Source organism: Pseudomonas sp. HK3, assembly GCF_052920985.1.
The window spans coordinates 1,476,122-1,492,725 of the sequence record NZ_JBREXD010000003.1 but is presented as its reverse complement, the minus strand read 5'-3'; the positions used below and the strand labels follow the sequence as shown (position 1 = coordinate 1,492,725).

General features: G+C 40.6%; 12 protein-coding genes. 9 read left to right on the top strand and 3 right to left on the bottom strand.

The annotated features are described in order from the left end of the window. Window positions 1–135: 135 nt before the first annotated feature. The 3 genes from ACU6U9_RS22500 to ACU6U9_RS22490 are packed head-to-tail and all read right to left on the bottom strand — an operon-like array spanning window position 136 to window position 2,459. A complete protein-coding gene (locus ACU6U9_RS22500; protein WP_446733702.1) occupies window positions 136–1,344 on the bottom strand; it encodes a CDP-archaeol synthase in 1,209 nt (402 codons plus the stop codon). Window positions 1,345–1,392: 48 nt separating this feature from the next. After that, complete coding sequence (locus ACU6U9_RS22495; RefSeq protein WP_446737181.1) at window positions 1,393–1,806, bottom strand: hypothetical protein; 414 nt, start codon at window positions 1,804–1,806, stop codon at window positions 1,393–1,395. Beyond that, window positions 1,743–2,459: a DUF3413 domain-containing protein gene (locus ACU6U9_RS22490; RefSeq protein WP_446737180.1), complete on the bottom strand. Its 717-nt coding sequence runs from the start codon at window positions 2,457–2,459 to the stop codon at window positions 1,743–1,745. The genes ACU6U9_RS22495 and ACU6U9_RS22490 overlap by 64 nt, the downstream gene beginning before the upstream one ends. Window positions 2,460–2,808: 349 nt before the next feature. Between ACU6U9_RS22490 and recA the strand changes: the two genes are divergently transcribed. From recA to ACU6U9_RS22445, 9 genes are all read left to right on the top strand, one after another. Next, on the top strand, window positions 2,809–3,882 hold the full coding sequence (gene recA, locus ACU6U9_RS22485) for a recombinase RecA (RefSeq protein WP_446733061.1): 1,074 nt from the start codon (window positions 2,809–2,811) through the stop codon (window positions 3,880–3,882). A 419-nt stretch (window positions 3,883–4,301) separates the two neighbouring features. Further along, on the top strand, window positions 4,302–6,143 hold the full coding sequence (locus ACU6U9_RS22480; protein ID WP_446737179.1) for a Hint domain-containing protein: 1,842 nt from the start codon (window positions 4,302–4,304) through the stop codon (window positions 6,141–6,143). Between the two features lie 171 nt (window positions 6,144–6,314). Next, window positions 6,315–8,225 carry a hypothetical protein gene (locus ACU6U9_RS22475; RefSeq protein ID WP_446737178.1) on the top strand — a complete coding sequence of 637 codons (1,911 nt, stop codon included), beginning with the start codon at window positions 6,315–6,317 and terminating at the stop codon, window positions 8,223–8,225. Beyond that, window positions 8,212–9,225 (top strand): hypothetical protein, encoded by a 1,014-nt coding sequence (locus ACU6U9_RS22470; protein ID WP_446737177.1) that lies wholly within the window; start codon window positions 8,212–8,214, stop codon window positions 9,223–9,225. Before ACU6U9_RS22475 ends, ACU6U9_RS22470 begins: the two co-directional genes overlap by 14 nt. Window position 9,226: 1 nt before the next feature. Next, window positions 9,227–11,662, top strand: coding sequence for a hypothetical protein (locus ACU6U9_RS22465; RefSeq protein ID WP_446737176.1), 2,436 nt, complete (start codon window positions 9,227–9,229; stop codon window positions 11,660–11,662). A gap of 6 nt (window positions 11,663–11,668) precedes the next feature. After that, entirely contained in the window at window positions 11,669–13,123 is a 1,455-nt protein-coding gene (locus ACU6U9_RS22460; protein ID WP_446737175.1) for a hypothetical protein, read from the top strand. After that, window positions 13,014–15,413, top strand: a complete 2,400-nt coding sequence (locus ACU6U9_RS22455; protein ID WP_446737174.1) for a hypothetical protein — start codon at window positions 13,014–13,016, stop codon at window positions 15,411–15,413. The genes ACU6U9_RS22460 and ACU6U9_RS22455 overlap by 110 nt, the downstream gene beginning before the upstream one ends. A gap of 48 nt (window positions 15,414–15,461) precedes the next feature. Next, window positions 15,462–15,719 carry an MBL fold metallo-hydrolase gene (locus tag ACU6U9_RS22450; RefSeq protein WP_446737173.1) on the top strand — a complete coding sequence of 86 codons (258 nt, stop codon included), beginning with the start codon at window positions 15,462–15,464 and terminating at the stop codon, window positions 15,717–15,719. 157 nt (window positions 15,720–15,876) lie between these two features. Further along, on the top strand, window positions 15,877–16,602 hold the full coding sequence (locus tag ACU6U9_RS22445; RefSeq protein ID WP_446737172.1) for a hypothetical protein: 726 nt from the start codon (window positions 15,877–15,879) through the stop codon (window positions 16,600–16,602). The last annotated feature ends 2 nt before the right edge of the window (window positions 16,603–16,604 follow it).

Below are 16,604 nucleotides of genomic sequence, written 5' to 3'. Positions count from 1 at the left end.
TTCGCGATGCCTATTCTAGGATCACATGCAGACCATCCCTCATATTGTCCACTCGCCTCAAAAAACCCTTATTCCATCAGGGTTACACTTAACAGCCCATTAGTTAAGCACTGACGATGAGCCCACTCACCTCACTCAAACAGAGGTGGTTTTTAGCTTTTTATTGAATAGCCACTGTTTAACCAGTAGTGCCGTAATAGGGAACGTGATGACATACAGCCACACCACATCAAATGCGATATCAAATACCAGCCAATAAGCGAGTGTTACTCCAATAGCGGAATCCAACTGATCCAGTGCGATGAACCAGTACTTTTTGTCTGCCGGCACATGCCCGGCTTCGATGCCAATGCGGCGCTTAAAAAAGGAATTGGGGAGTTCACCCAAAATATAGCCCACACCCGCAACAAACCCCAATAGCACTAGATGCCAGCCACTCAATAAAAGCGGCCCCAATAAACCTTGCCCAAATACAAATTCAAACAACATCTCTAATGGGTATAAACAAGCACCACCCAATGCCGTTAATGTCGGCACCAGTATTACACCGCGCCATGTTTTGTTGGCGCCAAACCAGTTACGCTGAATCGGAATAGCCAGCATGCTCAAATCATTGCGAGTAACCATCAGCATGTGCAAAACACCGCCAATAACCACAGGGATCTGTAAATACAGAGCCAGCAGTAATATATTTAAAGGCGACTGCCCACCAAACTGCTGTAACTCAAGTAAAGCAAAAACGGCAAAGCCTGTTATGGTCAAACATAAAATTTGGGCTAAAGAGCGGAATTTAAAAAAGGGCTTAGAGACCACCATATAAAAACTAAACACAAACAGCATGATCGCCAATAATATGTGGGCAACATACAAACCAAATACTGTTTCGCTCAACATTGCTCCTGCTAAAATAAAGACACTCCAAAAAACAGGCATGCCCAAATAGCTCAAGCTTTTATTACCATCATCACTATTGGTTTCAACATTACCAATTTGATTAAATACCGATAACCGCACACTGCCTGCTGCGATCATTAATAATATAAAGGCACAATAGTAACCATCGAATCCCCATTGCAGCATCATCACTGTCGGTGCCACTAAGTAAATGAGCATATCCATAAAGCCATCAAGGTAACGGCCAAATTCTCGCTCTAAGCCATATTTACGCGCCAGCATGCCATCAAGCGCATCTGCCGTCATGGCCACAAACAATAGCGCCATGGCAAAATAGAGGTGATATTTCATCGCGCACATTATCGAAAAAAATGTGGTGATCACACTCGACAGCGTTAGCAGGTCAATTCGATTCAAGCGCACGATAAATAAGGGGGACTTACTACTCATAATTTTTAACTACCAACACAGAGCACAACTTAAAAATGTTTTTCATCTTTAGCGGCTGGTTTTTTGTAATGTATTACGTAACGTAACGCGATCTATTTTACTATTATGTCGGCCGTCCACGGACATACATGCAATAACGTTCACATGAATATCAACAATACCGGCTGACGTTAATACGTTATCAACTTTGTTTTGCATTACACCTGAAAGTGGTTGTATACGTTGCTGTGTTGTTTCAACAAAAAGATGCAGTTCATCATCAACACTGATTAATGCCGTACGCGATATGCCTTCGATGTTGTCCAGTGCTTGCTCTAGTGGATAAGGTTGTATGATATTGCCATCAATTGATAACGTATCATTTACTCGTCCCGTTAACCAAAGCCGCCCTAGCCCATCTAAAAAACCAGAATCGCCTGTGCGATGCCAAACCGAATATTGATTACTTTGAACACCTGCCACACGTTGAATCTTGTTTTCCGCATTGTGCCTGTTGCAGGAGAATACATGGGAACATGACGAACCAATGAGGTAATACGTTGGTCGTATTGAGCATCGGCATAAAGGTGCAATATGTTGCTGCCTAAAAGTGCAATGAAAAATACTAGGAAGTAATATTTCTTGTGTTGACTAAAAATAGGGCGATGCGTGTTTAACCAAACCCACTTATCAATGTAAAAATATAGTGCATAGATACCCACTAAAAACCCGACAACAATTAACCAAGTAAACCAAGATAATTCAATGATTTGATTACCGCCTTGAATCAGCATTTCGAAAACAAAGCCTGTAATATGAAATCGATATTGGGCATATACAAAGGTATCTGCAATTAATAACACCGTGCCAATTGTGGCGACAATAATGGCCATATGACGAATGGCTTTGCTGGCTTTGGGAATAATTAAACCTAGCGGTAAGATAAGCAGAAGAAAAAACAACAAACTCATTAATGTAAAATGGCTAAATATCCCAGTAGAGATAAAAAATAAGGCTTTTACACTATCAATGGAAGGCATGTAGTGAATAAAACGCGTTGCGATAAGGCTCAGAATGATGCCTGTGATTGCACTGAACCCAACGCCCCAGTTTATGACCGTTTTTCGTTCGCCCATGGTGATCCTTAAAAATTTAATGACGGTTATATGAAAAGTGGGTGAATATTATAGATTTTTGCAGATATCTGCAGTGCTTTGTCTAACGTTAGGCTGAAATAATCTGTTTGTGAAAAGGGTTTGGGGTTTTGTATGTATGAGTTATGTATGAGCCTTGCTTACGGAACGTATTTTGATGAATTTAGTTTACTGGTGAGTGAAAAACATACAAATCTTTCTATGCTAAATCGTTCTAAATTAATTCTTGCGAAAATTAATCCATGTGTTTAAATACTGGTTATATTTACAGTAATTTAAAATTCTGCCTCGCAGACCTAAAACGGATAACGATAATAAGGTGAAGAAAAACATGGATCAAAATCGCCAAAAAGCCCTAGACGCCGCCCTTAGCCAAATTGAACGCCAGTTCGGTAAAGGCGCCATAATGAAAATGGGTGATCAACCACGTGAAGCTATTCCTGCAGTTTCGACGGGTTCTCTTTCTTTAGACATTGCGTTAGGCATAGGCGGTTTACCATACGGCCGTATTGTTGAGATCTATGGACCTGAATCTTCTGGTAAGACGACCATGTGTCTTTCTACCATGGCACAGGCACAAAAACAGGGTAAAACAGTCGCTATCGTCGATGCAGAGCATGCACTTGATCCGCTATATGCAGAAAAACTAGGCATCGATTTAGATAGCCTACTTGTTTCTCAGCCAGATACTGGCGAACAAGGACTAGAGATTGTTGATAGCTTAGTACGTTCCGGTGCTGTTGATATGATCGTAGTGGATTCGGTTGCGGCATTAACCCCAAGAGCCGAAATTGAAGGCGACATGGGTGACCACCACGTAGGTTTACAAGCACGTTTAATGTCACAAGCGCTTCGTAAATTAACTGCCAATGTTAAAAATGCTAATTGCATGGTTATCTTCATTAACCAAATTCGTATGAAAATTGGTGTGATGTTCGGTAACCCTGAAACCACAACCGGTGGTAATGCACTTAAATTCTACTCCTCTGTTCGTTTAGACATTCGCCGTACAGGCTCGGTAAAAAATGGCGATGAAGTGACCGGTAATGAAACACGTGTGAAAGTGGTTAAAAATAAAGTGGCACCGCCGTTTAAACAAGCTGAATTCCAAATCATGTATAACCAAGGTATTAACCGTGGTGCAGAAATTATTGATCTGGGTGTTAAGCTTGGCTTGGTTGATAAGGCCGGTGCTTGGTATGCATATAAAGGCGATAAGATTGGCCAAGGTAAAGCAAATGCTTGTGTTTATCTTCAAGAAAATCCAGCAATCCAAGAAGAAATTGAAGCCCAGATTCGCTCTCAATTATTAGTCGTGGCAGATACTAAAAAACCAGACGATAAAGAATCGAAGCCTAAAGCAAGTAAAAAAACTGAAGAGCCAGAAGTGAGTGAAGAAGCTTAATTGAGCTTTTCAAATCGTATAAAAAGGCCAGCAATGCTGGCCTTTTTATTTCATGAGATTTTATTTAATACATATAAAATAAGCACTTATAACGCTAGGTTTCCTCATAGCGTCCTCTCTTTCCTCCATTTTAGTATTTCTATAAAATTAATACCAAAGAACTAGATAGCTTAAGCATTGTTATAAGTGCTTTCTTTGGCATATGAATTTCTGCTAGTGTGCAAATCGTTCCTGCATCTAAGTGTTGCTTCCTCAGTAGTCATGTCTTTTCGACTTGTGATCTTATGCTTAAGGTTTCTACTTTCCTCTCGTACGCAATAGCGTGTACTGAATTGTAAATGGATGTGTTTGGTTGCTCTTTGAGTACACATCAAAAATGAACTTTATCAATATACGAAAATGACAAACAAGGAACCCTTATGCGCACAGTTCTGTTTTTATGTGGCCTTTTAATAACGATTAGTGCCTGCTCGAGTGGTGATTCAGCGGATGAGCCCACACTTAAATCCAGTGCAGGATCATCTCAACAAGTAACGAGCGTCCCAAAAAATGGAGGCAGGCCTTTTACACAAGAAGAAAAAGCAGACATAGCGTATCTGCAAAAACATGCAAAACCGTCCGCGCCTTACCAATTAGATATGACTCATCCTCAACAATATCGCCATGTGATCAATACGTTTAAGCGCAGTGGGATAACCGCTGATACTCACCCTCATCTTATGAGTCTATTAGCAAAAGCGAACAAGATGAAGACAGATGAACCTAGTCATCCTGTGTTGGCTGTTAATGAAACATTAGGTACACCACAAACCCTTAATTACATTAATTCGATGAATTTAACCGCTTCATCACCGAATACGTTTGATGCTAACGGTCTATCATCAGCAAATGGGGGAACAGATACCAGTACGGTAGTAATGGAACTTTATCTTACTGAAACGGGCCATGTGTATGCGACAAATCAAGATTCGCAGCATGCCGCTGGGGTTAACTTTAATGTACCGGTTAATGGTGCAGTGCCTACGGGAACGACAAATTCAACGACTAAAGCACAGGCTACTTTTGCATATGTGCCAAAGGGCAGTGCACCAGGTACGCCACCGATTGTCAGTTATTTTTATTCTGAAGATAGCGTTGACCCTACTACGGCCTGTATGACAAAACCGAATTATTGCGTGCGTGATAACGCAAACAACTGTGTTGTTGGAGAATATGAAACAAGTTGTACCAATACAAATCCAAATAATGCGACAGCTATTAAGGTTTGTTATTCCCGAGGTGGTCAGGGTGAGTGTGATTATTATAATCAGACGCCTAATCATCCAACAAACTTTATTTTTCCTTTAGAGGGAAGTGCCACATTTGCAAATGAGGTTGTGAGTCCTCCTGTTGGTATTGTAACGATAACGTTGCAAAATCCATCCCAGGGGGGCGGTTGTTATTTGGTTTTCCAAGAAGCGCAGCCTCTTGATTCAACTATTTGGACCGTGAGTGATCAAACCTTAAATTGGAATTACGCGGCAGCTTCATTCCCTGATCCTAATAGTTGTCTTGAATACTATAACAGCACAACAACATTATTAAATGTTTCCGTTGATGGCGTTGCTCTACAGGGAAGCGGTAGCGGTGCCCCACCGATTGGTGGCTTTCGTTTCACAAGCGATCGCAATCAAATAGGGCAGGATGGAATATATATTGTGCCCCCTATTGAAATTCAGCAAGGGTGTTTTGCCGAAGGGGCTGACATCTTAATGGCTGATGGTAGCTTAAAAAAAGTAGAAGACTTTACTGCTGATAAAACAGAGTTAGTGCGAGGTGCCGAAGGCAGTGTTCTGACTGTATTAGGAACGAGTAAGGGAATTGAATCAAAGCCAATGGTGCGTATCAAAACAGATGGCGGTCATGAATTATTAGTAACAGAAACTCATGCAATTGTACTCATTGATGGCGCCAAAGTGGCAATGGACGTTGTTGTTGGAGATAAAATTAATGTGCAAAAGGGCACTGCAAACGTTAGTCATGTTAGTCGCGAAGATTATGATGGAAAAGTCTATCATTTGATTTTAAGTGAGCGAAAAGCATCGTTAGCGGCGTCAGGGACGTTATACGCAAATGGAATATTGACAGGTGACTTACGCATGCAAGAGGCATTAATAGCCGCTGAATACGAGAAGCTATCCAGTGATCCTGATCATGTATACAAGCGTCTTCCAAAAGAATGGCATGAAGATTATCGACTTCATTTAGAAAGAAAAAAATAAGATCGATTTATATATCAAAGCGTAAAGTTGTTACGCGCTGATAGTGCTTACCTATGCAATCAAAATTGCAGCTTGTTGGGCCAATCATTTTTTGAATGATAAAAAGCTCTGAATTACAGAACCGTATGACTTTACACAGCGATCAGTCCCTAGATAAAGCGGAGAATGCTTATGGGAATGGATGTCCCCGTTGTTAATAAAGTGAGCTATGACGGTACGCAGGTTAAAGTTTGGTGGAGCAGTGTCACGTCTAGCAATGTTACCGGTTATAAAATATTGGTGGCGTCTAGTGATAGCGGAACTGTTTATGAGAGTGATTTAATCTCAGGTCGTCAATCAAATTTTGGTATGTTGTCTTTTTTGAAACCGCTCGATACTAATATTGTGTATACGCTTCAGGTGCAGTCACAGACTGCATCCGGGTCTGATCTTGCCAGTCTACAAGTGGCAATGTTAACACGGTTACCTGTTTTGCGTAGAGCTGTGTATAACGGGAAAAGTTTAGATTTTGAATTTGATCCTGTGCCAGAGACGGCGTCTGGCGGATATTCGTTACGAGTGACCTCTCAGAACACAGGTTCTACTTATACTGGATTAATAACTAACCCAAATGCTACTCAAGGAAAAATTGGTGCGGATGTTTTACCTCAAGGAGGATTAGATCGCGCTCAGCAGTGGGTTGTTACTGTGTGTGCAGAAGGGGCCGATTCCTGTGAAGCATGTACCGTCGATTCAGATCTCCCAATGCCCTTAACTGAATTGAGTGTTAATAATGTTTCTTATCGAGAAGATGGATCTTTGCTTGCAAGTTGGCAGGCATTGTCAGGTATTGATAATTATGTGATTCAAGTGGCTTCGTTTGCTGATGGCAGTGTTTATGAATTATTGGTGGCGGGTAGTGCTGCTACAGATGGAGCAATATCATTCCCTTTTCCACTTTATACCGAGCAAAATTATACATTTCAATTGTTGGGTTTAACGAATGGTGGTGTGGGTGTTGCCACATTAATGCAAAGTATTATTACGTCGGCTCCTCAAATTCAAAATGGGAACTATGATGGTTCATCTATTCATTTAACGTGGCTGGCATCGAGCAATATAGCTGTGACGGCATACCAGTTAAAAATAATATCCTTATCAACAGGTCAGACATTTGAAAATACGGTGTCAGGTTTAACCACGGCAACGGGCAGCGTGGAAACATCAGCCTTGGATGCGTCACAAGAATGGGTTGCTATAGTAAGTGCCACGGCTGATGGAATGATTGAAGGGCAAAGTAAGCAATATTCATTATTAGTATTGCCCATTACAATTAATGCCGTGTCTTATGATGGCACTCAGCTAATAACACAATGGACGAATCAGGATAATAGTGCAGTAATTGCATATAGGGCATCTTTGCTACGTGGCAACGATGTTGTGCAATCGGTTGAGGTGAATAATTCCTTAGCAAGTTCCACCGTCATCTCATTAATATCGGCACTGGTTGATTCCACTTACACTATTAAGATTTATGCCCTTGCTAACAACGGTGCATCAACCTCATCAATAAGCGATTCTTTATTGACACAAATGCCCGCCATTCAATATGCCGTCTATGAGGGTAATAAAGTGGTTGTTGCATGGGATACTTATAGTGGTGCTAGTCAATTTACGGCGGCTGTTTTTTCAAAAAAAGCAGAAACCTACTACGCAAAAACAGAAAATAGTGGCGCGGCTGTTAGTACAACAATAGATGTTCCTGGAACCTTAGGTGATCAAGCTGATTATTTATTTCAACTATCAGTCAGCACAGATAACGGCATCGTTATTCAAACACCTGTTACCGCATTATCAACCAATCTTGTTTCGCTTAATTCACTCGTATATGACGGAACCGTGATTACGGGTCAGTGGGACCCTGTGACTGATGCAGTAGCGACGATTATCGGTTATCAATTAAAAGTGGTTGCGCAAGGCTCTGGTACCACGTTTAAAGCTGAAAGTCATAACCCTCAACAAAGTACGTTAACAATTAATGATTTAGGTGGTGGTTTGTCTCCTGCAGAAACCTATAAAGGATTTTTAGTTGTCAGAAAATGAAAATAATACGAGCGCATGGGGTCTTAATAAAACATTACCTGCAGCTGTGCCGATATTATCTTATGCCAGTTATGATGGTGATAGTATTCAAGCGGGCTGGCAAGCCGTATCAGTAAGCGAAGATACGGTATCAGGTTACCTGATGCAGGTTGCATCAATTCAAGATGATGTGAATTATCAAATATTCATTCCTAATGTTGCGGCCACCTTGGGTGTGTTACCAATACCTCAACGCTTAAACCCTCAACAAAGTTACTATTTTTCTGTATCGGCTATTAGTGTTGATGGCGCAAAAGGCATGAGTACAGTTCAAGGTGTTATTACGACTCGCCCAGAAATTCACAGCGTTAACATTGACAGTGACAGTATTCATTTGACATGGAGCATGGCTCAGAACGTGATCGTGACAGGTTATAAGATAAAACTGATTTCGTTAAATAGTGGAGCAGCTTATCAAGCAAGTATAGAGGGGGGAACCAGTACTAAAGGTAGTATTTCAGTGCCTGCAGGTGGACTCGATCCTGATCAAAAATGGATTGTCCAAGTATGGACAAATACAAATAAAGCGATTGACTCGATTAGTGATTCCGTTGAACTTGTTGTCGAAACGCCAGTGATCACTCAATTACGTTATGACAGCTTAACGGTGGTAGCACAATGGACACCAGCCAAAAATAAAGCAATTAGTGGTTATATGTTAACAGTAACGGCGACGATGTCAGGTGCTGTAAATAGTGTCGTGGTTGAAGGCGCTCTTACTAATAGCGCGACGCTTTTACTTGGCGCGGCGTTACCTGCTGGTGATACATACTCAGCAGTGGTGATCGCATTAGTGAATTATGGGGTCGTTGAGAATAACACTGCAATCGTAATGACGACCAATAGTGATGAATTAGAGCTGGATATTGCAATACCAGTTATGACATCTGTTATTTATTCCGACGGCACGGTAGCGGCATCATGGACGCAAGTAAGTAACACAAACGTGACGGGGCTATAGTTTGGTTGTAACATCCGATATATCAGGAAAGGAATTTTCAGCGGATGTTAATGGGCGCAGTACTGTAAACGGAACGGTGTCTGTAGAGGGTTTGTTAGCAACAGATGAACGTTATCATTTTAGTTTACGTACAATTAACCCTAATGGTGTGTTGGCTTGTAGTGAAAACGCGGCCATTATTACCTGCTTACCTACCTTTATTGATGTCAGTTATGATGCTGGTGTCTTAGAGGCAAGTTGGGACGCAAACGCAGACGCATCGGCTATTTTAACAGGATTTATTTTAGCGGTTCGCCCGCCTGAAGTAATCATTCCCGTTAGTTCAAAAACGTTTCAAAACCCAGCTACAAGAGATGGCAGTTTTGATGTAACCACTGTTGCGTCTGGTAGTATGGTTGATATACGCGCAATAGCCGATAGCGGTGTTATATCAATTGGTGACAGCACCCTAATCGTGACGGATCAACCTGTTATTAATAGCGTTGTATATGACTCAGGTATTGTGTTCGCACAGTGGAGTGCAACAACGGATACCCATTATTTGTTAAATATAATGGATGAAAATGAATCGTGTATTGCGTCAATTCATACCATTGGTGGGCAGGTAACGATCGATGTCGAATTAGAGACATCTTCTACTTATAGCGCAGTGTTATATATTATTGACGCTGATACTGTTACGAGCATCGGGCCAGCGAGTGATCCTGTCGATATTATTTCAGGAATAGTCACCATAACAAGTGCAACCTATAATGGTAGTACGGTTACGGTTGATTTTTCTGCGCCACCTCAGTCGAGTATTACGTCAGGCTATGTTGTATATCTATATAAAAACGGTAACGATCCGGTTCTCGGTACGGTCACTGATACACAAGCCGTCTTTGCCGAAGTATTGGATGTTACGAAACAATATACTGTAACGATTCAAGCAACGGGTACAAATACATCGGGTCCAATTACACATCCAGCTCCTATTATTGCATCAATACCTCGTTTACTTTCTGCACGTTTGAACGGTGCAATATTAGATGCTTCGTGGGAATTATTGGAAGGTTTTAACGTAAGTGGCTATCACGTTCAATTACGTCAAGGCAGTAGTACAGTCGCCACGTTTGATTCGGTGCATAGTGCTCTTCAAGCAAGTGTCACCTTGGCCGCAGGCGAGCCTTATACTGTAAGAATAAAAGCAATTTCTGGTCCGACTTCTGGCCCATTTAGTGATGACTTTTCAGTAGAGAGTGATGGTTTTCAATATTACATTGAAAACGCCCAAGACACGGTTCAACCGTATGTATTTCGCACATTGAAAGGCTCACCACCATCCACACCCGCTGAAGCCATTTCTTTGTACCTGCCTGAAATATTTAATACCACACAAACTAATACGATTAACCCTGCTGGGCCTTTTACATTAACGCCAACAACCAGTACGCCGTATGTTTATGTGATTGAATTTTCAGATACCAGTGATATTTGGACATTTAATAACAATGCAATAAGGGGCCCATTACAAGAAAGTTATAAGCTTTTTTTACAAGCATTAGAGGCGGTTGAAGGTGGCATGACTGAATTTGGTCTTGACCTAGTGCGCGAAGTCATTGCGTTAGGAGTCCCCATGACATTCGATGAAACACTATTTTATCGTTACGGTTTTGATCCTGCTGATGGTTACTGTGATTTACAACCGGGCATGGCGCTGCGCTTAGACTCTGAAATTTATCAGTTTGTTGGGACATCAGGCAGTGCGACTCAGGTCAGTGGTTTTGTTTCTTCTGGTAGTAGTACTTATGAAATAGGCGCTTATATGGCCTCTAACGGTGAGCGTGAAACAGGGATGAATGCTTTTCTGTCTGCGGCAGGGCGACCAAATGTTTCCCCAAATAGCCGTGGTTCCGGAGGCGTGATTGACTTATATGCAACCAGTTTTCGCCGACGTTACTATCGCTTATTTTATCCTCAAAACCTTGTCTCCAGTGATAGTGAAGGTCAGGTAGGTATTGGCAGTAACGTTGCTGTTTTGGGGTGCAATAGTTGGACGGTGCTAAATGATGCGACGGTAAGCTATTTAGCCACGGGAAATTTTGACTCGGTGACAGCGGATATATCATACACTTTCTTTCGTGGGCGAATGGTCAGTACACCAATGTTATCGGTATTGCTAAATGATGTACCCCAGCAATTACCTGTAGGCACAACTGTGCGTGAATTAGTACAGCGTTATGCGCATATGCCAATGGCGCAAGGAACGCAGGTCAACAATGTTTACCTTGAGCGTTTGACTGGAAACCTAGTAAGCGCGGCACAATCAGACTTGGTACTAGATGTATCGCAGCGAGACCCCATATGTTTGACTGTTAATCCTTTTACTATTGTATTGCAGCATAAGGATGCCTATGACTTACCATTGTTAACTGGCGATCGTCTCACGATAGGTTGACACGTAATGACTACGATTCTTTTCAATAATGAAACGCCAGGTGATCCACTTTATTGGTCTGATGTTTCTGACGTTTTGCCATTAGTAAGCAACTATGCGCTTGGTTATTGGGTTGTCGGAACGGATATACCTAGTGAATTAACATTGGCTCAAAGTTGGAATGATTATCATGATGGTGTGTATCTTTTTTTAAAAAATAGGCCAAGTGATTTAGATAAATTCGAAACACAATTGTCGGCTTACCTTTCTTCTCCGGGCATGAATGCGGTTCGTTTTTTATGGATTGATAACCCCTCAGATGCTCGGTCTACATGGCAAAGCGCTGCATTGAGTGCGTCATTTACTAATAATAATTGGATTGTAAAAAATTTAATTAATTTTGATTTTATTAATTATGGTTTGACAATTGGGCGTGGTTGTTCAATAGCATTAAATGATACCGGATTTATATTTCAAGCGGTTAATAATATACCGGCGTCTTTAAGGTTTACCGCAGGGAATGGTGCTTATTCGTATAATGAAACGCGAGGTCAAATATCATTAAGTTTTTCTGGACTCAATACAGGTGCTTTTAATTTTAAAATTGCATTGGATTTCGATGTTCATGATGCCGATAAACCGTTACGAGAACTTGACGCAGGATTACGATATTTTGTTGATAATGTCGATTTTCCTGATACTGACTTATTGACCAGCTTTCGTTATCCAGTACTTGCCCCGGTTAATGATTTTTTTCTGTACGGTCAAATTGATGTTGTCAATTTAACGGTTGCCTCGCGTAGCTTTTTAGCATTTCAGGAGAATGAAGGACAAGACATCGCAATTCCTTCTTATTGGCGTACAGCACTGGGTCATACTTTGTATTTAACCCCTAAAAGAACACCTGATACATCTGGTGCTGCATTGGTATTTACATTGTTACCCAACGGAACAGGCTCGGTGGCAAGTGCACCTTGCTACCTTAGTTATGAGGGGGATTTTGGTGTAACAACGGCCTTATTACAGTCTGCGGTTGACGATGATGTGCTTGAACCTAAGGAGCGTTTAATGCCTGGAGCTTCGGGAATTGAATACCTCGGGTTTATGGATGTGGGAGATTATAATATTAGCTTTGTTTCGGGTCAGGCGGCCTATGCACCTAATTATATTTTACCCATTCAGGATATAGAACCCGTTTCATCATCAAGTATTGTTGGCCTGGAATCAAAAAACGGTTTATTAACCACATCATGGATTAACTTAACCGGCCCTGCTAATAATTCAGTTTATTATTTTGCTCAGCCTCATGATTCAGAATTTTATCAAGCACCACCACAAGGCAGTGGTCAAATCTCCATGGCTAGAGTGGCGGATGACGTTATTGACGATACCGATAGCCCTGTATTATGGCTACTTGAAATACCCCGCAAAAATATTAGCCCAGCCATTAGCCAGAGAAAGTTTCCCATCAGTTCCTTATAGTGGGTTACAAGAAAAAAGCTTGGAAGCTTTTCGTGCATTGGAAGCTCAGGTATTGAGCCCAGTGCGTCGCTCAGAAATTAATAATTTTACGAGTGCCACATCAAATAAAAAACGCACATTATTGGATATTTCAGATGCAGAGCCTGTCGGTGTTACACCACAAGGTTTATTAGGTAAATTTAGTGCTGACTTATTGAATTGGCACCAGTTAATATTGGCGCAGACCCCAAGAGTGATCCAGACAGCCTCATCGACATTAGAGAATATCGAACAGAAGCTTGAATGGGTTAATGTTGTTGGTCCGTTAAAAAGTGCATTCCAGAGCAATCAACTTTTTCTAGTTTTAAATGATCCAGTTAAGGTACTTGATAATGCATCTGTCACCTTTCGATTAACAGTAAGCGCTTTTACTGAGTTTTCTGATTCGGATGGGCCTGATCATCAACCAATACCCGATCATGTTATCACTGCAATCGAAAGTTCTGGCATTATTGATCAATATTATCAGGATGCATCTTCCTATGAGGCAGCATTGCAATCCGCATTACAACCCGCTGATTATCAGCAATATCGATCTTTGTTATTGTACTTTGGTGCGTTTGCTGACTTAAATGTAGATGATTGGACATTTCATGTCTCGCCTTATCACTGGTTATGGAGCACTGATGAAAGTAAAAACACCATTGCTGTTTTTAAATTTGGCGATCGAAGCTTATTAGATATGGCGGCGGATCTTTCTGCATGGACATGGCTGGACGGCGCTGGCGGAGATACAGGTGCAGCAAAAACACAAGAATCTTTATTAAGTATTATTAATAGCGGCATAGAGGACTCAAACTTAGGTCGAACAGAGTTAGATAATTTTAAAAATGTCGTCAGTAGTCCCTCTTGGAATGGCATCATTTTTCTAAATGTACCCTTTAATCTACAGGAATTACCACCACAGCTAGAAGGTCTCGCAGCAGGCATTGCTGCAGATGATTTTTTTGTGCATCACGTTGGGATTAATATCTCACCCGTGCATACGGAGTCAGGCACATTGGCGTTACAAAATAGTACGTTATTTGGTTTGATTGATTACCAAAGCTATGACGATATTAATTATACGGGTGTAGATTACGACTTTAAAGTACAGCGATTGTCTGTGTTGTTTGAAAACTCTCATATCCAAACGTTTAATTCTCTTGTTCAAGTTCAATTAAATACTCTATTTGGAGAGTCTTCGACACTGCGCTATGCCGATAATGGTAATAATATTGTTCTTAGCGGTGTTTATCAACGACATGATGATTCATCAAGTTATATTTTTGTGCAAAACGAGCCTAATATTTTCGATATGAAAAGTTTTGTGCTAGCAGAAATTGATATACAGAGGGTGCAATTTTTTACAGTAACGGACGATGCACCAAAAGACTCTGATCAAGACTCTACAAGTGTTAGTACTCAGTTTATTTTTAGCGGAATGATACGTTTTCAAGCATTAGAAGGCTTCGATGTTTTTTCATATGGCTCAGTAGATAACATTTTAGGCGGTTTAAGTTTTGATAGCTTAACATTGTCCATGTTGTTTGACTCTCAAATACCAGAAATAAGGCAATTTGTTTTTTCTGCGAACGATATCAATATTAATGTTAGCCAAAGTTTAGCTCGGGCTACCTCTATCGTGAATCACTTTCCTCTTGTTTTTAATTCTTTTATTCAGGGTTCATCATCAAGTACGCCTGGTGATTTAGGTTATATGGACGTGAGTTCCCCTCTTAATCAGGGGCGTATGGAAGAACCTTGGTATGGGCTGTCGTTTGACCTTGATCTTGGTACCTTGGGTGCATTAGCGTCCAGTGCAGGTCTAAATGTAACGTTAATGGCCGCATGGTCTACCGCTGGATTAATACAAAATGTCTATGTCGGTTTGAAATTACCAGGCTCTGTTAGTTCTCAAACTCGTATTCCGATCGAAGGGTTATTAAGCCTGAATTTTAAACAGATTGAACTGGTGGTGATCGAGCCAAAATTGATACCTGATAATGTACTACCTATTGGTGAATTTATTGAAAGTCATACCAATGATAAACATCTAAGTAGTCGGCGTATTTCAGAATCGATTGTAAATAAAGTATCAGGGCCATCGCCCGAAGGCACATCTTATATGCTTAAGTTTCGCGGAGTGTCATTTAATTTTTTAACATTAGCATTTCCACCTGGCGATATAGAGGTGTACTTATTTGGAAATCCAGACGATGGCGATGCAAATCTACTGGGTTGGTACGCCGCTTATGTTAACGAAAGTTAAGTTGTATATCGTTTCTTGAATTTTAGTAACCGTTAAGGGTGAATTTATATGAGTAATGCCAAGGTTTATTTTATTTGGGTTGGTCAAGGAGACTGTACCTTAATCCGATCTGATGACGATACCTTGGTACTAATAGACTGTGGGACCAGTGATAGCTTCGCTATTTATGAAGATAATGTAAAGACGTCAATTCAAGATGTATTGACAGAAACGGGTAAAACCCAAATTGATTATTTAATTCTTACCCATAGCGATAAAGATCACTGTAATTTAGTGAGTAAATTATTCGATATTACCAGTTTTTAAAACGACTTACTACGGTGGAACAATATCTCAATATAAGTCATATATCTATGATAAAACAACAAAAAAACCAAGTACAAAATTAGGTTTAATTAAAGACTTAAAACCACATTTCTTAAATCTATATGAAGATACTATTATTGACAGTACTGATTTTAAAATGTGGATTATCGGTGGTAATTACCCATATAGCCATGATGCTCCTGATACCCCTTTCAAACGTGATATTAATCTTTATCACAATACTAAGAATACAAGAACAATTTTTGATAATAATGGCAACAGCCTCATGGTTGTTATTAACGCCAATGGTTTTTTGATGATGTTTTTGGGTGATGCAACCAATGTTCAACAACAGTTTATTTATGATAAATCAGTAGAAAAAAGTGTGTCATTAAGTACCCGCTTGCTCAAAATGAGCCATCATGGTAGCCCAGATTCATTTAATTCTGATATGACAAATAAAGCTGTAAAGCCACTGGGGGTGAGTGCAAGTGCCGGTGTTACATTTGGTCACCCATCCCAACAAACCATCGATAGTATAACAACTGTCGGTAAGAGTGGTTTATTAAAGCATAACCTCGTGATGTACGATGATGATGAGGAGCAGTACGATAATTATGCTGATGTGAATGAATTTATTTTCAATACTATGCAAAAATTTCAAGAGAGTTCTATTTCAGTTCCTACATTAACTAAATCTGGTAAGCGTAATCGTGATTCTCATTCGGGAGAGCCTTATCTTGAAATGATCGGATCAAATTGGATTTTTGAGATCACCTCAAGTACGGCTGCAACAATCACTAAAGGAACAGATGCTGTGATTCTGACAACAAAAGGAACAACAGCAGTAACGTCAAGAAAGAAAAAGAGACGGGGGACGTAATA

Excerpts from the sequence above, each read along its gene's own strand:
- ACU6U9_RS22500 (WP_446733702.1), bottom strand. The coding sequence starts at position 1,344 with ATGAGTAGTAAGTCCCCCTTATTTATCGTGCGCTTGAATCGAATTGAC.
- ACU6U9_RS22490 (WP_446737180.1), bottom strand. The coding sequence starts at position 2,459 with ATGGGCGAACGAAAAACGGTCATAAACTGGGGCGTTGGGTTCAGTGCA.
- recA (WP_446733061.1), top strand. The coding sequence starts at position 2,809 with ATGGATCAAAATCGCCAAAAAGCCCTAGACGCCGCCCTTAGCCAAATT.
- ACU6U9_RS22480 (WP_446737179.1), top strand. The coding sequence starts at position 4,302 with ATGCGCACAGTTCTGTTTTTATGTGGCCTTTTAATAACGATTAGTGCC.
- ACU6U9_RS22475 (WP_446737178.1), top strand. The coding sequence starts at position 6,315 with ATGGGAATGGATGTCCCCGTTGTTAATAAAGTGAGCTATGACGGTACG.
- ACU6U9_RS22460 (WP_446737175.1), top strand. The coding sequence starts at position 11,669 with ATGACTACGATTCTTTTCAATAATGAAACGCCAGGTGATCCACTTTAT.
- ACU6U9_RS22455 (WP_446737174.1), top strand. The coding sequence starts at position 13,014 with ATGACGTTATTGACGATACCGATAGCCCTGTATTATGGCTACTTGAAA.
- ACU6U9_RS22450 (WP_446737173.1), top strand. The coding sequence starts at position 15,462 with ATGAGTAATGCCAAGGTTTATTTTATTTGGGTTGGTCAAGGAGACTGT.
- ACU6U9_RS22445 (WP_446737172.1), top strand. The coding sequence starts at position 15,877 with ATGTGGATTATCGGTGGTAATTACCCATATAGCCATGATGCTCCTGAT.